Here is a 24437-nt window from a genome sequence, read left to right as displayed (position 1 = left end):
GGCGGGCGATTCCCGCCGTCTCGCATCTTTCGTGATCGCGCGCAGCAGGCCAGCATCAGGGATGTCGGCCGAGCTGGAACCTGCGGGAGCGAGAATGGCTGTGAGCGATGTGGATACCGGTGACGTGCGGGTCGGTCCACCACCGCCTTTCGACGTCGAGCTGGCGGCGGCCCTCGAGATGTTCGGGGCGCTTCTGCCGCAGCCGATGACGCTGGAAGTGATCCGGGAGCTTCGCGAGCGGATGGCGGGCATCGTCGTCTCGGATGAGCAGCTCGCCCGCGGCGGCGCGTTCACCGTGGAGACGGTCTCGTTACCGGTCGGGCTGGGCGGTCCGGGTGGGTTCGAGCTGCCGCTGGTCGTGTGCCGGCCGACGTCGACCAAAACCCCGGCGGCGGCCGTCTACTTCATGCACGGCGGCGGGATGGTCATCGGTGACGCGCGCACCGGTGTCTCCGAGGCGCTTGAGTGGGCCGAGGAGCTGGGCCTGGTGGTCGTTTCGCCGGACTACCGGCTCGCGCCGGAGAACCCGCATCCGACCCCTGTCGACGACTGTTACGCCGGCCTGCTCTGGACGGCGGACCGGCTGGCCGAGTTCGGTGTCGCCCCGGGCCGAACCATCGTGGCGGGCACCAGCGCGGGCGGCGGCCTGGCCGCGGCCGTGGCACTGATGGCCCGCGACCGCGGTGGCCCGGCCCTGGCCGGGCAGATGCTGCTGTGCCCGATGCTCGACGACCGCAACGACACCCCGTCGGCCTGGCAGATGGCCGGGCGTGGTGTCTGGGACCGCGCGTCGAACGAGACCGGCTGGACGGCACTGCTCGGCGATCAGCGCGGTGGCCCCGACGTCTCGCCGTACGCCGCCCCGGCCCGTGCCGGTGACCTCTCCGGCCTGCCTCCGGCCTTCATCGACGTCGGCTCGGCGGAGACCTTCCGGGACGAGGACGTGACCTACGCCAGCCGGATCTGGCAGGCGGGCGGCGCGGCCGAGCTGCATGTGTGGCCCGGCGGCTTCCACGGCTTCGACCTGATGGCACCGCAGGCTCCGGTCTCGCAGGCCGCGAAGGCCGCCCGGACGAACTGGCTTCGCCGCCTTCTCGCGCCGTAGCGGTCGCGGCCCTCCCGGTCGGCACGGCACTATTGCCCGGTGAAGGATGCCCGGTGAAGGAGCTCGCCGGCCGGCTCTCGGCGCTGGACCCCGACGCCGGCGCGGCCTTACGGGCCGTCATCTACTTCGACCGGCTCGTCGAGGGCCGGGCCGGGCTCGAGGCCATCGTGCGGGGTGCGGCGCTGCTGACCGGTGCGCCGGCCCGTCTCGTCGACGTCGGACGGGGCGTGCACGTCGAGGTCGACGTCGAGGGGCGCCGCCGGGCCGCCGCCACCGCGGCCGACGACACCTGGCCGGCAGTCGCGGTGGTGCCGGGAGGGCCGCCGACGCTGTGGCTGGAAAGACCAGGCCCCGTCGGCCCGCTGGACGCGGTCGTGCTCGAGCGGGCGGCGGCCGCCTGCCGAGCGTGTTTCGACCGGACGAGCGCCCGGCCGTCGGTGACCGCCGACGACGGGACCACCCGGGCCTCGATCGAGGTTCTCCTGGACGCGGCGGCGTCGCCACGGACTCGGCGGACGGTGGCCACCCAGCTCGGCCTCGACCCGGCGGGCCTGGCCCGCGCGCTCGCGCTGTCGGACGGCACCGCGCTGGTGGAGGCTGTGCCGGCGAGGCCCTGCCGGGAATCCGTCCCCGCCCGGGAACCCGTCGCCGCCGGCCAGCAGGTCGTCCCCGCGCAGGTCGCGGATCGGCGGACGGGCGTCGGACCAGCCGTGCCGGTGCTGGAGCTCCCGTCGTCCTGGCAGGCCGCCCGCACGGCGCTGCGTTTCACTGCCGGCGGCACCGCGATGGACCCGGGACCGCGGGTGGTGCACGCGGACCAGCTCGGCGGTCTGGCCGTGCTGGCCGCGGCGGTCGGCCCGGCCACGCCGCCCGACCCCGACGTCCAGGCCCTGGACCGGGCTGCCGCCGCGGCCCCCTGGATGCTCGCCACCCTGGAGGCCGTCACCACCAGCCCGAGTCTTCGCGCGGCGGCCGTGGGGCTCACCGTGCACCATTCGACCTTGCAGGAACGTCTCCACCAGGCGGAGCAGGTTCTCGGCTGGTCCGTCCACGACCCGAACGGCCGCCTGCGCCTGCATCTCGCGTTCGTGCTGCGGAGGCTGCACCGAGGAAACGCCTGACCGCCCATTTCCCGAGCTCCCACAGGATCAGGAGTGCGATCGCGGGGACAAGCGCCCAGGCGAACTCGTCGAGGCTGAGCTGGGTGGTGCCGAGCAGCCTTCGGAAGGCGTCCAGCTGGGTGACGAACACCGCGAGCACGAACTCTCCCAGCACTGTCCAGTTCATATGTTTGCTGTCGAATGTGGCTGTCGTCAGGATGGTGCCGGACTCGTCGCGGCATTCGAGCGCCCCGACGATCAGGCACAGCGCGAACGAGGTGAAGGCGATCGAGTTTCCGACCGAGTCGCTCCCGAAACGCGTCTCGCCGATCTTGATCATCGCCAGCAGGCCGACCGTCATGACCAGCCCGACCAGGCCGACCATGACGATCAGCCTGGTGGTCAGCAGTGACTCACCGCGTGGGCGTGGCCTCCTGCCCATGAGCCCCTGGCTTGCCCGGTCGAAGCCGAGAGCGAAGCCGAACGGCGCGTTGACGAGGAAGTGGATCCACAACACCTGGGCGGGGGTGAACGGTTCGCCGGCGGCGATATCGAACAGAGTGGCACCCAGGAAGGTCAGAACGAAGACGACCAGGAGGATCAGAACGAAGCGGATGTACTTGGCGAGGTTGTCGTAGATCTTGCGGCCACGCTCGACCGCGGACACGATCGTGGCGAAGTTGTCGTCGGACAGGATCATCCGGCTCGCGTTCTTCGCGACGTCCGTACCGGTACCCATCGCGATCCCGATGTCGGCGGCCTTGATGGCCGGTGCGTCGTTGACTCCGTCTCCGGTCATCGCCACCACGTCACCACGCTTCTTCAACGTGTCGGCGAGCAGCACCTTGTGCTCGGGGGCGACCCGTCCGACGACACCGATGTCGTCGATGACGGCCAGGCGCTCGGATTCCGGGAGCGCGGCGAAGTCCGCGCCGAGAATGGCCGCACCGTCGATACCGACCTGCGCGGCGATGGCGGCTCCGGTGACAACGTCGTCGCCGGTGACCATCCGGACCCGGATGTGGGCGTCGCGCGCACCGGCGATCGCCTCCGCGGATTCCGGCCGCGGCGGGTCGACCATCCCGACCAGGCTCGTCAGGTGAAGACCCGTGACGTAGGCGAGCAGGTCGCCGTCGGCCCGGAAGCCGGCCGGATCGAGATCCAGGGTGGCGGCGGCCATCACCCGCTTCCCCTCGCCTCCCATACGCTCGAGGTGAGCCTCGGCCCATTCGCGCAGGTGGGCGTCCCAGGAGACCGTTGCGCCGCCGGACCGCGCCGTCGCAACCCGGGACAGAACCGCGGGCGCCGCACCCTTCACGAAACACCGGACGACGGACCGCCCCGCGGTGTCGACGGCCGAATGGAACGTCGCCATCAGCTTGTAGTCCGGGTCGAACGGCAGCGTGGCGAGCCGGGGCAGCCGCTCGCGGGTGATGTCCACATCGAGCCCGGCCTTGTGACCGAGCACCAGCAGGGCGCACTCGGTGGGATCGCCGACGGGCTCCCCGTTCATCAGCGCCGCGTCGTTCGCGACCAGATAGGGCAGGATCGCCTCCTCGACGGCGGCGGATCCGCCGGCGGCGTGCCGGACCTGCCCCTGCAGAGCGCGGCCGGCACCGGAGACCGTGTACCGGGCGGTCGGTTCCACGACCTCGACCACGGTCATCTGGTTCATGGTCAGAGTCCCGGTCTTGTCCGAGTTGATCGCAGAGACGAATCCCAGGGTCTCGACCGACGGGAGATCCTTGACGATGGCGCTGCGCCTGGCGAGATCGACGCCGCCGAGGGAGAGGATCTCGCCGGGGCCGAGCGGGCCGGCCCGCAGGACGACCGCGTCCTTGGCGGCGGGGGTGCTCTCCCCGGTCAGCGCAGACTCGTCGATCTGCAGGGCGCTCGCTGCGACAACGCGCCCGTCGGCCGGTACCTCGTCACCCGCCGCGAGGATCACGACATCGCCCACCACCACCTGGTCGGCCGGAATCTCGGCCTCGGACCCGGCCCGCCGCACGCGGGCCGTCGCCTTCAGCATCGACCGCAGCGCGTTCATGGCGCTCTCGGCCTTGCCCTCCTGGCGCAGGCCCACCACGGCGTTCAGGACGGTGAGCAGCGCGAGCAGCACCGCGGTGCTCCACTCGGCAACCCCGACGGAAACGGCGGCCGCGCCGATGAGAATCAGCTGCATGTAGCTGCGGTACTGACTCAGGAAACGACGCCAGTCCGGCGTGGGCTTCTCCTCCGGAAGCACGTTCGGGCCATCGGTGGCCAGCAGTTCGGCCACCTGTGCGTCCGCCAGCCCAACGGCCGGATCGACCCGGAAGGCGGTCGCGACCTCCTCGGTCGAGCGCGCGAACCAGCTGTCGGTGCCGACCGCGCTCCGATCAACCTCGCTGTGCACGCTCATGCCGTTCCGTCTCCGATCGAAATCGGCGCCGCGTTCCCGCCTTCTCGGTCTTCCCGACCCTTTTGCCTTTCTGCGCCTTCTTCAGCTTTCCGTGGCCGGTCTCGGCGCTGGCGACCGACATGGCGTACGGGTCGGCCGGGGCGCCCTCGGGGGCCTCGCTCTCAAGCCGCCGTGCCACCGCTCCCAGTGCGCGTCGCTCCTCGGCGCTCACCGTGGGATACCGCGGGTCGATGTCGATCAGGGTGTGCGCGAGAACCGCACCGGCGCAGATCCGGGCGAACCACTTCCGGTCGGCAGGTATGACATACCAGGGTGCCCACCGTGTGCTGGTGGCCGACAGCATCTTCGAGAACGCGTGCTGGTACTCGTCCCAGTGCTCGCGCTCGCGCACGTCGGCAGCCGAGAACTTCCAGTTGTGCTCCGGCACGTCGATCCGTTTGAGGAACCGGGCCCGTTGCTCCTCCCGGGAGATGTTGAGGAACAGCTTGACCAGTCGGAAGCCGTTGTCGGTCAGGTGGCGCTCCCATTCGTTGATCTCGTGATACCGTCAGTTCCAGACGCCTTTTCTCTTCGCCTCGGCCGGGAGCTTCTGCCGATCGAGGTTTTCCGGATGTACACGGACTACGAGGACCTCCTCGTAGTGTGAACGATTGAATATTCCGATGTTCCCGCGGGCTGGCAACCGGCAGGCGTAGCGCCACAGATAGTCATGGTCGAGCTCCTCCGCCGACGGCACCTTGAAGCTGCTCACCTGCACGCCCTGCGGATTGACCCCGCTCATCACATGCCGAATTATGCCGTCCTTTCCGCCCGCATCCAGCGCCTGGAGGCAGACGAGCACCCCGTAGGTGTCCTGTGCGGCCAGGCGCCGTTGGTAGTCGGCCAGCAGCTCGATCCCGGTGCGTAGCATCGCTACGCCATCCTTCTTCTTCAGAAGGTGTGCTTTGTACCGCGGATCGAAGTCCGAGGGCAGGGTCACCGTGGTTCCCGGTTCGACACGCAGCGGTTTGATGAAATTCCTGATTCGCTCGGCTCTCGCATCCGCCATCAGCGGTCCGTCTCCTGTCCCAGACCAGGGCATCCGTCGGTGGGGTACGCGGTGCCAGCCGCGGCCGGCGGCAGATCAGGCCAGGATCTGCCGCTTCCCCTGCTCGAACTCCGCCTCGCTGATGTCGCCCTGGCGGCGGAGATCGGCCAGCTTCGCGAGCTCGTCCGCGGTCCCCTGGGTGGCCCGCACCGCGGAGGGGCTGAACCCCTGCTGCAGGGATTCGCGCCGCTGAGCCTCCTGGTACGTGCGCTCGCCCATCTCCTGGCCGTAGATGATCGTGTAGGTGAAGACACCCAGCAACGGCAGGAGGATCACGGCGGCGAGCCAGCCGGCCTTACCCCAGCCGGACAGGTCGCGCCGGCGGAAGACATCCGCGATCACGAAAACGAGGACACAGATCCACAGTGCGAAGGCGAAGAACCAGAGCATCGTCCAGAAGACGTTGAGAAGTGGATATTCCATGGGTGGTTCCTCCTCCGGCTCGCGGACCGTCACCGCGGGGTGAAGGGCCTGGGCCGGTAGATACCCCGCCAACCCGAAGATTCAACAGCCCGATAGCCGAAAAATGACGAGCAGGCCCTTGGCTGGGCGTTCGCCCGGCTGTGTTGGGTCGGTGGTTGCCGAGGTGGCACCTGGGCACCTTCGTCTCGGTGGCCTGAGGAGGGTGATATGTGCCGATGGCTGGGGTACTCCGGTGCGCCGATCTCCCCACGTGTCCTGCTCTATGAGCCGAAACGTTCGCTGATAGCCCAGAGCATCAGGCATGGAGCGGGCCTGTACGAACCGAACGGCGACGGGACGGGTATCGGCTGGTATGGGAGGCGCGAGTGTCCGGCCGTATTCCGTAGCGATTCGCCTGCCTGGGGGGACGAGAATCTTCGGGAACTCGCCGACGAGATCTGCTCGCCAATGTTTCTCGCGCACGTTCGAGCGAGCACTGGAACACCTGCCCAGAAGACGAACTCCCATCCGTTTCGCTACCGGCGATGGCTGTTCGTGCACAATGGCCATATCGAGGGCTTCGATTCTCTCCGGCGCGAGCTGCTGATGGCGGTCCGGGCGGACCTGTTCGCCAACATCAAGGGCTCGACCGACTCGGAGGTGATGTTCCACCTCGCGCTCACGTTCGGGCTCGAGGGTGATCCCCTGGGCGGGCTGGAGAGGATGGCCGGTTTCGTCGAGAGCGTCGGTGCTGCGGCGGGCATCGCCGAACCGCTGCAGATGACGGTCGGGCTGACCGACGGCCAGAGGATGTTCGCGGTCAGGTATGCGAGCGGGCCGGTCGCCAACACCCTCTACATGAACGAGGACGTCGACGCGCTCCGGATGCTCTACCCCGAGGACGGCCGCCTGAGCCGGGTGCCGCACAACGCGCGCGCCATCCTGTCGGAACCCCTGGACGAGCTACCCGGGGTGTGGCAGGAGGTACCGCCGTCGACGGCACTCGTCGTCAACGGCACACCGCACGAATGCCCCTTCCGCCCCCGGCTGCCGGCGTGAGCCGGCTCCGCGGTGGGGTCGGATCGCGTCCGCGGCGGACCGGTTGGCGCCTAGGTGGCAGTGTCCGTCCACTGCCGATCGGCGTAGTGGCCGGCGGCACATAGCGTTTGGCTGCCGAAGGCGTCCACGGCGAGCCCGCCGAGCACGAGGGCGCGGTGCCACGCGGGACGTCGCCGACCGGCCCGGAAACGCTCACCTGACGAAGGGGACCGATGTCATCCGAGCTGTGGCTTCTGGGCGGGACGCGCGCGCGGCGACCACGCGACCTCTCCCGCCGGTGACCCGGACGGGGCACACGACTGCATCACGACGGGTGACACAGATGGCCACAGATCTCCCTGCCCACACCGAGCCCAGCGAGCCCACCGAGGCTGCACAGGCCGCCGGCTACGGTGCCGCCGTGCGGTGCGCGCGTCCGCAGCCCGTCGGTGTGTTTCCGCTGCCCGCGGGCTTCCTGCTCATCCCCGGCGGGGACGAGACGGCCGCCGTTCGGCGGTCCCTGGCGGCTGGGATGCTGCCGACGGCGTGGCCGCCGCAGCTCGCGGCGATCGAGCTCGCCTACCAGGGGGACCTCGCCGGCGCCGTCGCGCTGCTGACCGGCGACGACCCGGTCACCCGCTACAACCGGTTCGTTCTGAGCCCTGCCGGTTCCGCGGCGCCGGCAGGGGCGGAGACGGAGGCGGCCACCGCGGCGGAAGACCCGCTCTCGCTGCGCACGGCGCTCGGTGACGAGCTGGGCATCCTGGTGGATGTCGTCCGCTTCGCCGGCGGCCAGCGGTCCGTGCCACCGATTCTCACCGGCGAGTCCGAGGAGATCGCCGCGCTGGTGTGGTCCGCGCACGCCGCGCACGCGACAGCAGCCGGCCGGATCGGTGACGCGGCCCGGATGCTCGGCCGCGCGATCGCGGCGGCACACAAGGCGGCCCCCGGGCTCGCCGCCCAGCTGATGGCGACCACCGCCGGGCTGCGCCGCGACGTCGAGGGGCCCACCAGCGAGGTCATCGCCGACCTGACGGCCGCGCTCAACACACTGGAGCCCACTGACCTGGTCGCCGTCCGGGCCGAGCTGCACCTGACGCTGGGCTCCGTCCACCATGAGCTGGCCGGCGCCGGCCAGACCGGCGAGGACCAGGCGGGCGAGGATCTGGCCGGTCTGCGTACCGCCGCCGAGCACTACCTCGCCGCGCTGCGGCTGATCACCATCGACACCGCGCCGGAGCTGTTCGCCTCGGCCCAGGTCAGCCTCGCTGCCGCCTACCTGGCGATGCCGATGAACTCGGCCTCCGACCAGCTTCGCATCGGGGTGGCGATGCAGGGCCTGCGGACCGCCCTCACCGTGTACACGCGCAAGACCCATCCCCAGCAGTGGGCCAGCACCCAGCTCAACCTGGCGAACGCGCTGGTGCATGCCCCGTCCTCGCACCGGCGGGACAATCTCGTCGAGGCGGTCGGCCGCTACCAGGAGGTCATCGCCAACAAGGTGGGCCTCGCCGACCCGCCCGCCTATGCCCGGGTGCTCACCAGCCAGGGCAACGCGCTCGCTCGCCTGGGCGCGTTCCCGCAGGCCACGGCGTTGCTCCACGAGGCCCGCACGATCTTTGAGAACAGCGGTGACGACGAGTCCGCGGCCACGGTCCGCCACCTGCTGGACGAGATCGCCCGCCACCGCGCGCTGATCAGCTCGACAGCCGGATCTTGACGTCTCACCCCTCGCCCGACGACGGCGCGACGACAACGTTCGCGGACGGCGGGGCGGCGCAGCCCGGCGGCAGCGCGGGCCGGGTTCGGTGGCGGGTGACCGCCGAAGGTGTCGTGCAGGGAGTCGGGTTCCGGCCCCATGTCTACCGGCTCGCGGTTGGACTGGGGCTGGCGGGCTTCGTCCGCAACGACGCGGGTGCGGTCGTCGTCGAGGTGGAGGGGGCGGCCCGCGCCGTCGCCGAGTTCCGGCGGCGGCTCATCGCCCCGCCCCCACCGCTTGCGCGGGTGCAGCGGATCACCGTCACCGAGATCGCGCGCGCCGGGAACACGGACGCGGCCCTGAACGCGAACGGCGCGGGCGCGAACCATGCGGACGCGAACGGTGCGGGCGCGAACGGTGCGGCCGCGGGCGGCGCGAACCTGGGCGGTGCGCGCGCTGCCGGGGCGGTCGCGGCCGCGGGCTTCCGCATTCTCGCCAGCGCACCGGCACCCGGCCCGCGCACCATGGTCCCGCCGGACACGGCCGTGTGTGACGACTGCCTGCGCGAGCTGGCCGACCCCGCGGACCGCCGCCACCGGCACCCGTTCATCACCTGCACGAACTGCGGTCCCCGCTTCACGATCATCGAGAGCCTGCCGTATGACCGCGCGTCGACCACGATGGCCCGGTTCCCGATGTGTCCAGAGTGCGCGCGCGAGTACGGCGACCCGGCGGACCGGCGCTTCCACGCCGAACCCATCTGCTGCCCGTCCTGCGGGCCGACGCTGTGGTTCGAACGAGCCACCGACCCGGGCACAAGCCAGGCCGACGGCGACCGCGACGGCGAGCGGGGCGGCGACCGCGACGGCGAGCGCGACGGCGAGCGCGGCGGTGACGGCGAGCGCGACGGCGAAGGCGACCGAGCCTGCGGCCCCGAGGCCGCGTCCGCGCGGAGGCTGTCGGACGTCGCGGATGTCGCGCTCGCGGCGGCGCAGCGAGCGCTGGTGGCGGGTGAGATCGTGGCGGTCAAGGGCGTCGGCGGCTATCACCTCGCCTGCGACGCAGGTGCCAGCGACGCCGTCGCGCTGCTGCGCGCACGTAAGGGACGTCCGGACAAGCCGCTGGCGGTCATGGTGGCGGACCTGGCGAGCGCTGCCAGGCTCGCCGACCTGTCCGCGGCCGAGCGGGAGCTGCTGGCCTCGCCCGCCGCGCCGATCGTCCTCGCCCGGCGGAAGACCACCGCGCCCGTCTCGGAGCTGGTGGCACCCGGTAGCCCTCTCATAGGACTGCTCCTGGCGTACACGCCGCTGCATCATCTTCTGTTCGCCCCGGTGCCCGGTGTGGACGCGGACCCACCCCAGGCACTGGTGATGACCAGCGGCAACCGCTCCGGCGAGCCGATCTGCATCGCGGACGACGAGGCCCGCGCCCGGCTGCGTGGCCTCGCGGACGCATTCCTGGCCCATGACCGGCCGATCGTCGCGCCGTGCGACGACTCGGTCGAGCGCTTCGACGGCGAACGGGTGCTGCCGGTGCGCCGTTCCCGTGGCTACGCCCCGCAGGCGGTCGACCTCGGACGTCCCGTCGGCTCCGTGCTGGCGGTGGGCGGCGACGGAAAGGCCACGGTGTGTCTCACCACCGGACGGCACGCGATCGTCTCGCAGCACCTCGGGGACATCGCCGGGCTCGACGCGCTGCGCACGTTCGAGGATTCCTGCGCCCGGATGACGCGGCTGTACGACGTCGCGCCGGCCACGTTCGCCGCCGACCGTCATCCCGGCTATCTCACCCGGGCCTGGGCGATCCGGCGACCCACCGGTGCCAGCCGAAGCCACGATGTCGGGCACCATCACGCGCACGTCGCCGCGCTGCTCGCCGAGCACGGCCGGCTCGGACGTCCCGGTACGCCTGGTGCTCCCGGCGGGTCCGGTGCTCCCGGCGGGGCCGGCGATCCGGTTGCCGGACCGGTCCTCGGGATGGCTTTCGACGGCACCGGGTTCGGGTCCGACGGGACCATCTGGGGTGGTGAGGCGCTGCTGGTCGGGGCCGATCTCACCAGCGTCGAACGGTTCGCGTACCTGCGCCCGGTGCCGCTGCCGGGCGGCGACGCGGCCGCCCGCGAGCCGTACCGCTGCGCCCTCGCGCATCTCGCGGCCGCCGGGCTGCCCTGGTCCGACGATCTTCCGCCGGTGCGGGCCGTGCCTCCGGCCGCGTTGACGGTGCTGCGGACGATCCTGGACCGCGGCGTGTCCTGCGTGCCGTGCAGCAGCATGGGCCGGCTGTTCGACGCGGTGGCCGCGCTGCTCGGTGTGCGGCAGCGCAGCACCTTCGAGGCGCAGGCCGCCACCGAGCTGGAAGCCGCGGCCGATCTGGCAGACGTCGAGGGGCTGGCTGACGTCGAGGGGCTGGCGTCTGCGCTCACGTTCGGGTTCGACCGCAGGCCCGGCGGGGGTGTGCTCGACCCCGCGCCGCTGATCTCCGGCCTGGTCGAGGGGATACGCGCCGGGGTCGCGATGCCGGTGCTGGCGCAGGCGTTTCACCTGGCTGTCGCCGAGGCGGTGGTGACGGTGGCCCGTGCGGCCCGTGACCTGCGTGGTGTCGGCGTGGTCGGGCTGACCGGCGGCGTGTTCGCGAACGTCGTCCTGGTGCGGGCCTGCCGCTCCCGGCTGGTCGCGGCCGGCTTCGAGGTGCTGACCCACCGAATCGTTCCACCCGGCGATGGCGGGCTCGCGCTCGGGCAGGCCGCGATCGCGGCCCTCGCCGGCCCATCCGACCGTCACGATCGAGATGATGAGGGCGAACGCCGATGAGGTATCTGCGGGAGTTCCGTGATCCCGTGCTCGCGGCCCGGCTCGTGGACGCGATCGCCACGGTCGCCACCCGCCGGTGGACGATCATGGAGGTCTGCGGTGGCCAGACCCACTCGATCATCCGTAACGGCCTCGACCAGCTGCTCGCCGAGCAGGTCGAGTTCGTCCACGGGCCGGGCTGCCCGGTGTGCGTCACCCCGCTGGAGACGATCGACCGGGCGCTGGCGATCGCCGCGCGGCCCGAGGTGATCCTCTGCTCGTTCGGTGACATGCTGCGGGTGCCCGGCAGTGACACGGACCTGTTCAGCGTCCGTGCGCGCGGCGGTGACGTCCGGGTGGTCTACTCACCGCTGGACGCGGTCCGCCTCGCCGAGGAGAACCCGCGCCGGGAGGTCGTGTTCCTCGGCATCGGCTTCGAGACGACCGCCCCGGCCAACGCCATGGCGGTGGTGGCGGCCCGGGCCCGCGGCCTGCGCAACTTCTCGATGCTGGTCAGCCACGTGCTGGTGCCACCGGCGATGGCCGCGGTGCTCGCGGCGCCGGAGAACCGGGTACGCGCCTTTCTCGCCGCCGGGCACGTGTGCGCCGTCATGGGGACGTCCCAGTACGAGCCGCTGGTGACGTCGCACCGGGTGCCGATCGTGGTCACCGGCTTCGAGCCGCTGGATCTGCTCGACGGGGTCCGCACCGCCGTCGAGCAGCTTGAGGCGGGGCGGGCCGAGCTGGCCAACGCCTACTCCCGGGCGGTGTGCGCCGACGGCAACGTGGTGGCCCAGCGCACCCTCGACCGGACGTTCACCGTGTGCGACCGGGCCTGGCGTGGCATCGGGGTCATCCCCGGTTCGGGCTGGCGGCTCGCGGACGAGTACGCCGAGTTCGACGCCGAGATCCGTTTCGACGTCACCGGCCTCACCGCCGAGGAGTCGTCCGAGTGCCACAGCGGTGACGTGTTGCGCGGCATGATCAAACCCCCGCAGTGCCCGGCGTTCGGCGGCCGGTGCACTCCGCGTACCCCGCTGGGAGCGACGATGGTGTCCACCGAGGGCGCGTGCGCCGCCTACTTCCAGTTCCGCAGGCTCGGTGCCGACCATGGCTGACGGTGGCTCGGCTGACACCAGCGCGGCCGACGCCGGCCTGACTGGCGGTGGCTCGGCTGACGCCGGCGCGGTGGATCCGTCCCGCTGGGTGTGCCCGCGCCCGCTGCGGGATCACAGCGCGGTGATGCTGGGGCACGGTGGCGGGGGCATCCTGTCCGGCGAGCTGATCGAGCACCTGTTCCTGCCCGCGTTCGGTGCGTCACCGGACCAGCCGATGGCCGATGCGGCGGTGCTGGAGGTGGGCGGCATCCGGCTCGCCTTCTCGACCGACTCGTATGTGGTCCGCCCGTTGTTCTTTCCGGGGGGCGGCATCGGCGAGCTGGCCGTCCACGGCACCATCAACGATCTCGCTTGCAGCGGCGCCGCCCCGATCGCGCTGTCCGCCGGCTTCATCCTGGAGGAGGGCCTGGAGCTGGGAGTTCTCGGTCGGGTGGCGCAGGCGATGGGGCAGGCCGCGGCCCGGGCCGGGGTGCGGCTGGTCACCGGCGACACCAAGGTCGTCGAGCGGGGGCTGGCGGACGGCCTCTACGTGAACACGAGTGGCATCGGTGTTGTGCCTCCGGGTGTCGACATCCGGCCGGAGCGGGCCCGGCCCGGTGACCGGGTGATCATCTCGGGGCCCGTCGGCGAGCACGGTGTGGCGGTGCTGAGCGTCCGTGAGAACCTGGAGTTCGGCGGGGACGTCCGATCGGACACCGCCGCCCTGCACGGGCTGGTCGCGGCGATGCTGGCGGTGGCGCCGGCCGGGGTGCACGCGCTGCGCGACCCGACCCGGGGAGGCCTCGCCACCAGCCTGTGCGAGATCGCCGCCGCCTCCGGCACCGGCGTCGAGTTCACCGAGGGAGCCGTGCCGGTCCCGCCGGTGGTGGAGGCGGCCTGCGCGTTCCTCGGCCTCGACCCGCTGCACGTCGCCAACGAGGGCAAGATCGTCGCATTCGTCGCACCCGAGGACGCCGACGCCGTGCTGGCGGCGATGCGAACTCATCCGGCCGGGAGCGAGGCGACGATCATCGGCACCGTGACCGCCGAGCATCCGGGGATGGTCGTCGGGCGCACCGCCTTCGGGACGACCCGCATCGTCGACCGCCCGCTCGGCGAGCAGCTGCCCCGCATCTGCTGATCGGCGGTCGCCGGGTGGCCGTCACGTGGCGGTGGCCGCCACCCGGCGGGGCGGTGGACGGGTCAGGCGGCGGGGGCGGTGAGGACGGCGCAGGACCAGGTGAACCCGGCTCCGGTGCTGAGTACCAGCGCGGTCTCGCCGGGGGCCAGGATCTTGCTCTCCAGCAGGTCGGCGATCCCCGCGGTGAGGTCGCCGGCGCCCAGATGCCCCGTCTCACGGCCGAAGTCGATCGGTTCGGCGCCGGTGACATCCACGACGATCGGGACGAAAACGGACTCCAGCGGGGCCCGGTGCACGCGCGGCAGGACCACACAGCGCGGGCGCGTTCCGCGGGGGAGCTCGGCCTCGGCCAGGGCCAGCCGCAGCAGCGTCTCCACCCGTTCCCGCTCGGCGGCCCGGTACCCGGAGCTGCCGTGGCGGCGCAGATAGGCCCGCTTCGTCCGGCGCGTGTCGACGGTCGGAGCGTTCGCGCGGGCCGCCGGGGAGAAGGTGTCGTTGCCCCGGTGCATGCCTTCCAGGCTCGGCGCGGAGACGGAGCTCATCGAGGTCAGGTGAAGCTGGGCTCCGCCGCCGCCGAGTACCGCACCGGCGATGGAGCCGGCAGCGGAGCCGCCGGTGGAGCCCGCGAGGTCGGCGCGGCTGACCAGGACGGCACTCGCGCCGTCCCCGTAGGCGACGCCGAAGTCACTGTTCCACCGGTCGAACCCGGGCGGGCAGAAGCGGTCCGCGGTGGTGACCAGCACCCGGGCCGTGGACGGATCGGCGAGCAGGTGCGTCGCGGCGGTCTGCAACGCGGCCGCGCCGCCGTTGCACATCTGCTGGATGCCGATCGGCTGCGCGGCCTGGGCGCCGAGCTGGTCGGCGATGTAGTGGGCTGGCGACCAGAAGTCGTGCCCCTGGTAGTAGCTCCAGGCGTGCAGGACGAGGTCCAGCTCCGCTCCGTCCCAGCCGGCCCGTTCCAGCGCCGTGCTCGCCGCCAGCACCGCCATCTCCGGAGCGGAGGGGCCGTCCGACACGGTCAGCGATGTGTAGCCGGGGTCGTCCGCGGAGTCGTCGGATTCGGCTGGAGCCTCGCTTCGAGGCGGGAGCCAGGCGGCGGCGGCACTGATGACGACAGCATCTGTCCTCACCCGGACGTGCTCCCTCCCACGAGTCAAGGGGCCCGGAGACATACCCGACGTGCTCGAGGGAGCTCGACGGCTGCCTACAAAGAATATGCGGATCTGTGGTGCGAGGCTCCAGTTATGCCGTCGAGGGCCTGCCGGGCGTGGCGTTGGCACCCGCGATGAGTTCCGGGAGTTCGCGTGGTCCAATCCCACATGCACGCAACGGACGCGACCAACCTCGCCGACCTCTACGACCTGCCGCCGGTGGACTGGGCGTTCATCCAGGGGCGCCTCGAGGGCGGGCTCACCCAGGCCCCGGGCTCCGGTGGGCCCGGCCGGCACACCTGCTGGCTGACGACGCTCAATGCGGACGGCTCGCCACATGTCACCGGCATCGGGGCCCTGTATGTGGAAGGCGGCCTCTGGTTCGAGACCGGCGAGCGCACTCGCAAGGCGCGCAACATCGCCCGCGATCCGCGCTGCGCGCTGAGCCTGGCCACGGCCGAGTTCGATCTCGTGGTCGAGGGGCGGGCCAGCCAGGTCACCGATCCGTCGGTCGTCGCGGCACTGGCTGCCCGCTGGGCGGGGGAGGGCTGGCCGGTGTCGGTGGACGAGTCCGGCCGGGCCCTGACCGCCGAGTTCAGCGCGCCATCCGCCGGTCCGCCGCCCTGGTTCGTCTACCGGATCGATCTGACCGCGGCGACGGCCGTGCGGACTGTCGATCCCGGCGGCGCCACCCGGTGGCGTTTCTGAGCCCGCCGGGTGTCAGCGCATCGGCAGCGCCTCGACGCGTGCCGTGCTCGCGGTCGGGGACGCGGGGCTCAGGTGGGGGCCGTGCACGGCACGCACGTAGTACTCGAACGTGTGCGCCGGATCCGGCAGGACGAACTTCCAGCTGTCGGCGGGCAGCGGCAGGTCGGATGGGGTGAACTCACGGCCGAGGGTGGCATCCCGTGAGTACAGGACGTAGCCGCCGGCGCCGAACGAATGCGACCAGCGCACCGTCACGATGCCGCCCTCCTTGACCGCGGTGATCGACTGCGGGGCCGACGGCATGGTCTCCGGGACGGTCTGCGGTATCGGTGTGAGGTAGGGCGGGAAGCCGAACGCGGTGGCCAGCGCGTCGGCGAACGCCCTGGCCACCCGGAACTCGCCCACGCCGCCCGGATGGACGCCGTCATACGTGTCGGTCGCCGCCTGGTAGGTCGCTCCCAGGCCGGCGAGCGCCACCGGGGACGAGGCCGTGCCCCAGCTCGGGAGCTCCCGGGCCAGCAACTCGTTGTACTCGGAGATCCTGGCGTTGAGGTCGGGTGACATGCCCGGCAGCGGCGTGGGATGGATGACGTCCGCCAGCACCACCTTGATCGACGGCCTGGCCGCGCGCGCTCTTGTGAGGAGAGTGTGCAGATCCGCGACGAGGCCGGCGGGCGTGTTGAGCGCATACGCCAGATCGTTGTAACCGAGCTCGACGAGCAGGATGTCCGGCTGGTACCGGGCGACGTCGCCGGCGATGGTTTGTTTGGCCTCCAGCGCGGTCCAGCCCCACTCGGCGTTGTTCTCCGTGGGAAAGTCGATGCCCGCCCGGTAGGCCCCGTCATGGGAGATCGGTGCGTCGACCTTCGGATACTCGTCCGGCTGGGCGGGCGGGATGACATAGGTGCCTGTCCAGGGGCCGACGAACCGTGCGTTCACACCGCCGGAGCGAAGGTGCTCCCACAGGCGATAGCGCCAGGTGAAGTCGCCCTCCCGGCCCTGGCTGATCGAGTCACCGGTGACCATCACCCGCAGGTGTCCGTCCTGCCTGTTCTTCCCGTCCTGCCTGTTCTTCCCGTCCTGCCCGGCCAGGTCGGTGCGGCGGGTTGGTTCCGGTCTGGCCCCAGCGGCTTCGGCTGGCCAGACCAGGGCCGCGACGGCCCCCGCGCAGGCGGCGGTCGCGACGAGTGCGGTCAGGGCCAGTGCCAGCGCGACCACGGCCCACATGGACCGCCTCTTCTTCCTCGAATGATTCGGCAAGATGGCGTCGATATTCCTGGTCGGTGCCCGGATGCGGGCAGGCTGGACCGGTGGAGGATTCCGAGGAATCCGGTGAACCGAGGTCGCAGGCTTGGGAACCGTCATTACCCGCGCAGGCGACGAGCCCGGGTTTCCCCGGGTAATCATTCGGAGGACTGGCCGAAGGTCGCCATCTCCGGCTGGACAAGATCTTCCGGGAAGATAGCCGCGAACGATGCGGATGCGCAAGCCGGTGTTGTCCTCTCGGGACAAGGTATTTGTTCCCGGCGTTCGCGACGCATGCTCATCGGGTCGCGGAAGAAAGTACTGAGCGTAGCGTCCGTTTCTACCGGGCCGAGCCTCGCATGGTCCCGTGGCAAGGCCCTGACGACGGCTTGCCGCTCTTTTGTTGAATGCCCCGCGCGGCCCGGGCCGATGAGGAATCTAACGGCGTGTGATTGCGCTGCTTTCGGTTCCTCGTCGTGCGTGACAGGTTCCTGTGGCAGTTGTCACATCGATCTGTCGGTGCTTCGGGCGACCGGCCCATGCGCGGGCCGATGCTCCGGCCGTCGGCCGCGATTACAGCGTGCAGGTCGGCGGGGCCTGGCCCTGCGCGGCGGGGCTTTCAGGTGCGGGTGCGGGTGCGGCCGCGGTGGCTGGCGCCGTGCCGGTGGTCGTGCCTGTCACGGTGGGGGTGACCACGCCGGTGTACTCGGAGCCCAGGATCAGGTGGATCCCGGTGATGGTCGGGTCGGCGCGGCTGATCGAGCCGGGTACGGCCGCCTGCACGGTCCACGCGGCCTCCTGCTGGCCGGGGCCGTACAGCACGCGGGGTGCCGTGTACTTCTTCGAGTCGGTGTTTCCCGCATTGGTCGCGTGGAAGCCCTGGCCCGTGAGCGCGGTCGTCGCCTTCGCCGCGAGGCCGGATGTGGTCGAACCGTTGTAGACCGAGACGGTGACCTGGTCCGCCGGGACCGTCACGGGCCCGGGTGTCGCTCCCGGGTCGGGCGTGCCGGCCGCACCGGGAGCGGCCGTGTCGTCGAGGTCGACGTCCTCGACGTGCCCGCCCAACGGTACGACGATCTTCGCGAGGTCGACCGGGTCGTAGAGCTGGACCGACCCATACGGAGGCAGCGTCCCGTCCTCGGGGTTTCCGCCGTCGGTGAGACCGGGGGAGCGCGTGGGCAACGTTGTCACGTTCATCCCGCCCGTCATGCCCTTCATGGACAGCGCCAGGTCCAGGAGCTCGTCGAGACTGGTGTCATCGTCGAGGGTCACCGCCCCGGTCGCCGCCCGCAGCAGGGCGGACGACTTGAGCGGGTTGGTGAGGACGTCACCGCTCATGGCCTTGTGGAACACGGCGCCGAGGAACTGCTGTTGGCGCTGGATCCGGGCGATGTCGCCGGCACGAAAACCGTGCCGTTGGCGGACGAACGCGAGTGCCTGATCGCCGTTGACATGCACCGTGCCCGGACCGCCAACCCAGCCGCTCATCGAGTCCTTGGTGTTGGTGCTCACCCGCGAGCGGCCGTTGTCGTCCTTGAAATGGTCCACGAAATCCGAGGGCAGCACGCAGACGTCGACCCCGCCGATCGCGTCGGTGATCTTCTTGAAACCGGCCAGGTCGACCGCCACATAGTGGTCGACCTGCATGCCGGTGAGGTTCTGGATCATGTTCACCAGCAGCTGGGGGCCACCGTCGTGCAGCGCCGAGTTGAACTTGCCCTTGTGTTCCCGGTGTTTCTTGCCAGCGTTGTCGGTGTAAGCGGGGATGGTGACGAGGGTGTCACGTGGAAAGGAGAGCATCGTGGTGGCGCCGTCGGCGGCGACATGCATCAGAATGGTGGTGTCCGAATGCTGGCCGGGCTCGTCGCCGTATTCGCCGTTGGTGCCCGCGCGGCTGTCGTTGCCGACGAGCAGGTAGTTGGCCACGTCATGCTTCGCGGACTTGTCGTCACCGCCCAGGTCGAGCCCGAGGCGCGTGACGTTGCGGTCCGAATAGGTGGCAACGGACCAGCCGCCCACGCTGAACAGCAGCACGGTCACGGAGCACAGGGCAAGCACCGACAGACCGAGGTGCCCGGCGAGCCCACGCCCACCCTGCGACCGCCCGAGCCCGCCACCCTCGTGCAGGCCCAGGTGCGAGGGAAGTCGCGTCCCGCCTGGCATGGTGTGCCCCCCGATAGTGCACCATGTGCCCGGATAATGCATGCGCCTGAATAGTGATGATGGCAGCGTAATGTGCCGGATCGGCAGGGTAGCTGCGGGGTCCGGAACCAGACTGTGTGGCCTGGCGGCCCTGCCAGCCGACGGCCCTCAGCACCCGATCTCGGCACCGATCTCAGCGCGGAACCCGGCGCGAAGCCTCAACGCGGAGCCTCAGCGCGAAGTCTTAGCGTGGAGCCGGCGTCACATCCGGGTCGAGGGCTGGCACGGTGCCCATCGGAGTGAGGCCGGCGATGGCGGGGGAGCGTCGCGTGCTCAGGAGCACGGTGGCGGCGGCGAGCACGGCGAACGCGGCGGCGATCAGGTAGCTGACGGCGAAGGGGCCCGGTTCCAGAGTGTCCGCGACCACGGCGGAGAGCAGGCTGGTGCCGACGACACCGCCGATTTGGCCCGCGGTCTGCTGTAGCGAGGTGACCAGCCCGAAGCTTCCGTCCGCGACGGCGTTGCTGGCGATGACGATCAGTGGCGGCTGCGCGTGCCCGAAGGCCAGACCGCTCACGATCAGCCCCACGATGACCAGCCACAGCAGGTCCGCGCGGGCGCCGAAGGCCAGGATGAGTAGCGCGACGACGTAGACACAGCTGGCGAGAGCGGCCAGCAGCCGGGGCCCGAACTTCGTCCCGAGCCAGCTCGCGGACGGAGCGGCAAGCGCGATCGACAGGGTGCGGCACATCGTCACGACCGAGGTGAGCGACACCGACAGCCCGAAGACGCCCTGCAGCAGCAGCGGCGTCACCAGGAAGTTCCCCAGGTGCGCGGAGCAGAGCAGGAACGACGTCCCTCCGGCGGCACGGACGTCCCGGGCCGCCAACAGCTCCAGCGGGACGACCGGCTCGGCGCTGCGTCGCTCGACCACGACAAGCAGCCAGAACAGGCCGGGTGCCGCGGCCAGCAGCACGCAGACGATCGGCTTCGGTCCCCACGCCGCCGCGCGGTTCACCCCGAAGGTGAGCGTGAACACCGCCAGAGCGAGGACCGCGGCACCCGCCTTGTCCAGCGCGGCCCGGCTCTCGCCGTGATCCCGGGGCAGCACCCGGACGGCGGCGACCAGCGGAACGATCGCGATGCCGGCCTGCAGGAAGAACACCGCACGCCAACCGATCGAATCGATGATCACGCCGCCGACGGCGAGACCGGTGACCGACGCGCCGGAGAGCACCCCGGAGGCCCAGGCGGACGGCCGCACCCGCTCCTGCGGCGGGAAGACGTTGAACAGCATCGCGAACGACGCCGGAATCGTCGCCGACCCCGCGAGCTGCGCCAGGATCCGGAACGTGATCAGGGACGTCGCGTCCCACGCCAGCGCGGTGGCGGCGGAGAAGACGACGGCGAACGCCGTGCCGGTGAGGAAGGTGCGGCGATGCCCGCGGATGTCGCCGATCCGGCCGAGGATCGGCATCGCCACCGCCAGGGCGAACAACGCTCCCGTGACCGACCAGGAGATCACCCCGACGCTGGAGTCGAGGTCCTCCGCGACGGTGCGCAGGGAGACGGTGAGCAGCGTCGCGGTGAAGGTGGTCGCGAACATCGCGGTGAGGCAGGTCAGCAGCACCCGACGGCGCGCCGCCGGATCGCCCGCGGTCGGCATCAGTGGTTGCTCCCCCCGCGCGGGCGCGGGCGGCACCGCCTTTGAAATCCTGCGCCCTGATTGTGCCCATAGGCAAGCGATGTCGCTTGCTGATCGTCAACGGCGGTGCCGGGATCAGTACCGGGAGCTGCGACAGGAGCGTCAGTGGCAGTGGCAGTGGCAGTGGCAGTGGCCGGACCGCCGGCCGCGAAGAGCGGCCGCACCTTCGGCCGGCAGGGCCTGATTCGTTCGGATTCCCTCTGGGGCAGGGGGGCGGATGAACCCGCGCCGGTGGATTCTGTCGCCTCCGTGACAGATCAAACGGGGTGTGCGGAGAATCATGGTCGAATGACAGGTGCTGTCTAAACCGGTTGTGGCCGCCGGGCTTGCTGTTGCTTTCCTGGCGGGCGCGGTGGCGTGTGATGTCGTACCGGCGCCGCTGGCGACCTGTGAGCTGCTGACACCGGAGGAAGTCACTCGCGCGGTCGGCGTGGAGTTCACCGAAGGCCAGCCCTTCCCCAGCGAGGGCGCCCCGGAGGTCATCGGCTGCCCGTATGGTTCGGCCAAGGGCTGGGTGCAGGTCTGGGCTACGCGAGACAATGCCGACCAGAAATACCGGAGGATGCGCGATCACCCGAACCTTCAGCCGGCAGAGGATGTTTCCGGGCGCGGGTACAAGGCATTCACCTACACCAGTGGCGGGAACATCCAGGATTTCTACGCGGTCAAGGGCGGGGTGTACGTCTATGTGACCGTCGGTGCCGGAGCGAAGTCGGGAACGGCGCGCGCCCTGGGGGAGATCGCGGTCACCCGGCTGCCCTGAGCGGGCGTCACCGGCCCTGGTCCGCTCTGGTCCGAGCTGGTCTGACGGAGGCGCGCCGCTGTGCCTGAATAGCATTGTCAGGGTGAACGTGCGCCGCATCGAGGCTGCCGACGCCGAGCGGCTGCGCGAGATACGCCTCGCCGCGCTCGCCGACGCACCCGGCTCGTTCTGGCAGACCCTGGCCGGTGAAGGCGCCCGGCCCTTCGCCGACTGGCAGGCCCGCGCGGCCCGCAACGCCACCGGCGACGCCCACGCCACCTTCCTTCTCGAACGCGCCCCGGGCCTGCCTGAACGCGCCCCGGGCCTGGCCGGGCCCGCCCCGGGACAGCTCGTCGGCATGGTCGACGTGCACCGTCCCTCGCACGCACCGGAGTTCCGCGAGCTCGCCGCGATGTGGGTGGCGCCGGCGGTGCGCGGCACCGGGGCGGCCGACCTGCTGCTCGGCGCCGCGCTGGGGTGGGCGCGGGAGGTCGGCGCGGTCGGTGTGCGCCTGTGGGTGGTGCCGACGAACCCGGCCGCCGTCGGCGTGTACCTGCGCCACGGCTTCCGCCCCGTCGGCACGGTCGAGGAGGCCGTCCCGGACGAGGCAGGAAAGGTCTACCTGCCGATGCTGCTGGCGTTGGACGACGACGCCGCCGCCGAACCTACGTTCCTCGAACGCGCGCAGGCACCCTGGACAGACGAGTCAGGTTAGGCCCCGCGGCGCCTGGCGGACAGTGTTCTCCCCGTCGGTGACCAGCGGGGGAAAGTTCGCCTCCCACACCTGCACCGGTGAGATGACCCCATGGTCGCGCAGGTGTACCCGATGCGCCGAGAACGTCACTCCGTCCGGGATCATGTCGTCGCTGGGAAGTGATCCCGCCATCACGACCCGGGGCAGCGTGCCGGCCGCGAGCCGTGCCTGCCGCAGCCGGACACCCACCGCCCACGCCACCCGCGTCTGCATCAGGGATGTGAAGCGGCGGTGCAGCACCACCAGGCCCACGGTGGCCAGTTGTGCCACGCCGATGCTCGCCCCGACCATCACATCCGCGTCGACCCGGATCAGGTCGCACAGCAGCATCTCCTGTGCCTCCCCGCCCGACTGGATCGACGCCGGCAGCAGGCCGACGATCAGGCTGTCGGACGGCTCCGGCCACAGGGCCCGTAGCCCACCGGAATCGAACTCCCAGCGGGTGGCCGCCGTAGCCGTCGACGGTGTCGTCTCCGCCGTCGATCCGCCCACCGAGTCTTGATCATCCCCGACCCCGGACGCGGCCATGCCCCGCAGCGCGGCGTCCGGTAATCCGGCGACGGAACTCGCGGCCCACGGGTAATCCAGCCACCTGAATTCTCCGGGTAGCCAGGGCCAGGGCGTGAACCAGTCGTCGTTATTCCACATCCACTCGTCGTCAGCGTCGATGTCCGTGCTGTCCCCATTCCTCATAGCCACCTCCCGAATCCGTCAGCGCCGCTGGCGATCGCGAGCGGAGTCATGCCGTGGGACAGGCTATGTTTCGCGCGTAACCAAACGTTCACACCTGCGAACCGATTTGGCTGGACGGGTCGCGTGGCGTTCACCGCCGTGAATGCGGGGTGTCTCATCGGGCGGGATAGGCTGGCGGCACCCGCCCGCGCTCCGTGAGACCGGGAGACGCTGTCATGAACGACGGATCGGAACTGCCGACAATCGGCATACGGATACGGTCCTGCCGGCGCTACCGCGGAATGAGCCTGGAGACCCTCTCGGGGCTCACCGGCCTGTCCAAGGGCTTCCTGTCGATGGTGGAGAACGGCCAGCGCCGCATGGACCGCCGATCACACCTCGAAACGGTGGCCGCCGCCCTTCAGGTGTCGATCACGGACCTGACCGGCCAGCCGTACGCGCCGACGAACCCGGCCCAGGCGCAGTCCCTGGCGGCGATTCCCGCCCTTCGCATCGCTATCCTGGGCACGGCCTTTCACGAGCGGCCGGAGCGGCCCGCCCGACCCGTCGCCGAACTCCAGCGGATCGCCGCCGAGGTCGGTGTCGCCTGGCAGGCATCGGAGCACGCCAGCTACGCCCCGCGCCTGCCGGAGCTGATCGAAGGGCTCCACAGCCACGCCGCCGACCCGCATGGGCCGGGCTCCCGGGCGGCCATCGCCACCCTCGTCGAGGTCTACCGTGCCGCGTTCGTCCTGGCCAAGGACCTCGGCTATGTCGACCTCGCGTGGATCGCCGCGGAACGTTGCGTGCAGGGGACGCAGCTGCTGGAAAGCCCGGAATGGGCCGCGCTCGGTGAGTTCTCCCGCGCGAACGGCCTGCTCACCGCCGGGGCCCGTGACCGTGCGCGCCGGGTGGCGCAGCACGCGGCGGACACCGCCGCCGCCAGTCTCGACCACCCGGACGTCATGCCCGTCTACGGCATTCTTCACCTGACCGCGGCCTTGGCCGCCGCCCCCGGCAGCGACCCCCGCGATATCGACGCCCATATCGCCGAGGCCGCGAACATCGCCCGGCGCACCGGGGAGACCAGCACCTTCCGCCTGCATTTCGGGCCGACGAATGTCGCCGTCTGGCAGGTGAGCATCGCCGTCGAACGAGGCGACGGCGGCAAGGCCGCGGAACTGGCGCAGGGAGTCGACCCGACGGTTCTTCCGTCGCGCCGCCGCCGCGCGCATTTCTACGCCGATCTCGGCCGCGGCCTCGCGCAGACCCGTGGAAAGGACCATGAGGCCCTCGCCATGTTCCGCGAAGCCGAGAAACTCGCACCCGAGCAGATCAGAACCAGCCCGCTCGTCCGGGAGACCGTCGCCGTCATGCTGCAGCGGGCCCGCAGCGCGGCCGGCGGCCGCGACCTGCGCGGACTCGCCTACCGCATGGGCGTCACCTGAGAACACGACCC

The 24437-nt window shown here is 71.0% G+C and carries 17 protein-coding genes and 2 pseudogenes; 11 read left to right on the top strand and 8 right to left on the bottom strand.

The genetic code is table 11. From position 1 onward, the window contains the following. Positions 1 to 94 precede the first annotated feature (94 nt). On the top strand, positions 95 to 1105 hold the full coding sequence (locus tag AWX74_RS19900; RefSeq protein ID WP_091278948.1) for an alpha/beta hydrolase: 1011 nt from the start codon (positions 95 to 97) through the stop codon (positions 1103 to 1105). Between the two features lie 785 nt (positions 1106 to 1890). After that, positions 1891 to 2133: pseudogene (locus tag AWX74_RS42295) on the top strand (helix-turn-helix domain-containing protein); the annotation flags it as partial. Here AWX74_RS42295 and AWX74_RS19890 read toward each other — a convergent pair. From AWX74_RS19890 to AWX74_RS19880, 3 genes and pseudogenes are all read right to left on the bottom strand, one after another. Beyond that, positions 2087 to 4606, bottom strand: a complete 2520-nt coding sequence (locus tag AWX74_RS19890) for a cation-translocating P-type ATPase (RefSeq protein WP_091278943.1) — start codon at positions 4604 to 4606, stop codon at positions 2087 to 2089. The pseudogene AWX74_RS42295 and the gene AWX74_RS19890 overlap by 47 nt on opposite strands. After that, positions 4584 to 5654 (bottom strand): annotated as a pseudogene (locus tag AWX74_RS41390) (polyphosphate kinase 2 family protein). The gene AWX74_RS19890 and the pseudogene AWX74_RS41390 overlap by 23 nt, the downstream one beginning before the upstream one ends. Before the next feature lie 75 nt (positions 5655 to 5729). Next, on the bottom strand, positions 5730 to 6116 hold the full coding sequence (locus AWX74_RS19880) for an SHOCT domain-containing protein (protein ID WP_091278940.1): 387 nt from the start codon (positions 6114 to 6116) through the stop codon (positions 5730 to 5732). A 207-nt stretch (positions 6117 to 6323) separates the two neighbouring features. Here AWX74_RS19880 and AWX74_RS19875 point away from each other — a divergent pair, with 207 nt between their 5' ends. The 5 genes from AWX74_RS19875 (at position 6324) to hypE (ending at position 13859) form a co-directional block, all read left to right on the top strand. After that, positions 6324 to 7154 carry a class II glutamine amidotransferase gene (locus AWX74_RS19875; RefSeq protein ID WP_091278938.1) on the top strand — a complete coding sequence of 277 codons (831 nt, stop codon included), beginning with the start codon at positions 6324 to 6326 and terminating at the stop codon, positions 7152 to 7154. A gap of 322 nt (positions 7155 to 7476) precedes the next feature. Next, positions 7477 to 8853, top strand: a complete 1377-nt coding sequence (locus AWX74_RS19870; RefSeq protein ID WP_091278935.1) for a hypothetical protein — start codon at positions 7477 to 7479, stop codon at positions 8851 to 8853. Continuing rightward, the gene (locus tag AWX74_RS19865) at positions 8850 to 11642 is read left to right on the top strand and encodes a carbamoyltransferase HypF (protein WP_091278930.1); all 2793 of its coding nucleotides are present in this window, start codon (positions 8850 to 8852) and stop codon (positions 11640 to 11642) included. The genes AWX74_RS19870 and AWX74_RS19865 overlap by 4 nt, the downstream gene beginning before the upstream one ends. After that, positions 11639 to 12739: a hydrogenase formation protein HypD gene (gene hypD / locus AWX74_RS19860; protein WP_091278927.1), complete on the top strand. Its 1101-nt coding sequence runs from the start codon at positions 11639 to 11641 to the stop codon at positions 12737 to 12739. The genes AWX74_RS19865 and hypD overlap by 4 nt, the downstream gene beginning before the upstream one ends. Next, positions 12732 to 13859 (top strand): hydrogenase expression/formation protein HypE, encoded by a 1128-nt coding sequence (gene hypE, locus AWX74_RS19855; RefSeq protein ID WP_278184643.1) that lies wholly within the window; start codon positions 12732 to 12734, stop codon positions 13857 to 13859. The genes hypD and hypE overlap by 8 nt, the downstream gene beginning before the upstream one ends. Before the next feature lie 62 nt (positions 13860 to 13921). Here hypE and AWX74_RS19850 read toward each other — a convergent pair whose 3' ends face one another. Then, positions 13922 to 14989, bottom strand: a complete 1068-nt coding sequence (locus AWX74_RS19850; protein ID WP_091278923.1) for a ketoacyl-ACP synthase III family protein — start codon at positions 14987 to 14989, stop codon at positions 13922 to 13924. Between the two features lie 189 nt (positions 14990 to 15178). Here AWX74_RS19850 and AWX74_RS19845 point away from each other — a divergent pair, with 189 nt between their 5' ends. Then, positions 15179 to 15718 carry a pyridoxamine 5'-phosphate oxidase family protein gene (locus AWX74_RS19845; protein WP_091278919.1) on the top strand — a complete coding sequence of 180 codons (540 nt, stop codon included), beginning with the start codon at positions 15179 to 15181 and terminating at the stop codon, positions 15716 to 15718. A 12-nt stretch (positions 15719 to 15730) separates the two neighbouring features. Here AWX74_RS19845 and AWX74_RS19840 read toward each other — a convergent pair whose 3' ends face one another. From AWX74_RS19840 to AWX74_RS19830, 3 genes are all read right to left on the bottom strand, one after another. Continuing rightward, positions 15731 to 16945 carry a GDSL-type esterase/lipase family protein gene (locus tag AWX74_RS19840; protein WP_091278917.1) on the bottom strand — a complete coding sequence of 405 codons (1215 nt, stop codon included), beginning with the start codon at positions 16943 to 16945 and terminating at the stop codon, positions 15731 to 15733. Positions 16946 to 17536: 591 nt separating this feature from the next. After that, complete coding sequence (locus tag AWX74_RS19835) at positions 17537 to 19126, bottom strand: LCP family protein (RefSeq protein ID WP_091278914.1); 1590 nt, start codon at positions 19124 to 19126, stop codon at positions 17537 to 17539. 223 nt (positions 19127 to 19349) lie between these two features. Then, positions 19350 to 20771: an MFS transporter gene (locus AWX74_RS19830; RefSeq protein ID WP_091278911.1), complete on the bottom strand. Its 1422-nt coding sequence runs from the start codon at positions 20769 to 20771 to the stop codon at positions 19350 to 19352. A gap of 352 nt (positions 20772 to 21123) precedes the next feature. Here AWX74_RS19830 and AWX74_RS19825 point away from each other — a divergent pair, with 352 nt between their 5' ends. Both AWX74_RS19825 and AWX74_RS19820 read left to right on the top strand, forming a co-directional pair. Beyond that, positions 21124 to 21573, top strand: a complete 450-nt coding sequence (locus AWX74_RS19825) for a hypothetical protein (protein WP_091278908.1) — start codon at positions 21124 to 21126, stop codon at positions 21571 to 21573. Between the two features lie 88 nt (positions 21574 to 21661). Beyond that, a complete protein-coding gene (locus AWX74_RS19820; protein WP_091279056.1) occupies positions 21662 to 22267 on the top strand; it encodes a GNAT family N-acetyltransferase in 606 nt (201 codons plus the stop codon). Here the strand turns inward: AWX74_RS19820 and AWX74_RS19815 are convergent. After that, positions 22259 to 22999, bottom strand: a complete 741-nt coding sequence (locus AWX74_RS19815) for a hypothetical protein (RefSeq protein WP_226930942.1) — start codon at positions 22997 to 22999, stop codon at positions 22259 to 22261. The two genes, AWX74_RS19820 and AWX74_RS19815, sit on opposite strands and share 9 nt — an antisense overlap. A gap of 215 nt (positions 23000 to 23214) precedes the next feature. On the opposite strand from AWX74_RS19815, the gene AWX74_RS19810 reads away from it, so the two are divergent. Next, positions 23215 to 24426: a helix-turn-helix domain-containing protein gene (locus AWX74_RS19810; RefSeq protein WP_091278905.1), complete on the top strand. Its 1212-nt coding sequence runs from the start codon at positions 23215 to 23217 to the stop codon at positions 24424 to 24426. Positions 24427 to 24437 lie beyond the last annotated feature (11 nt).

The sequence above is a fragment of the Parafrankia irregularis genome (genome assembly GCF_001536285.1).
GTDB lineage: Bacteria > Actinomycetota > Actinomycetes > Frankiales > Frankiaceae > Parafrankia > Parafrankia irregularis.
The sequence above is the reverse complement of the archived record's forward strand: the minus strand, read 5'-3'. Positions and strand labels throughout refer to the sequence as shown.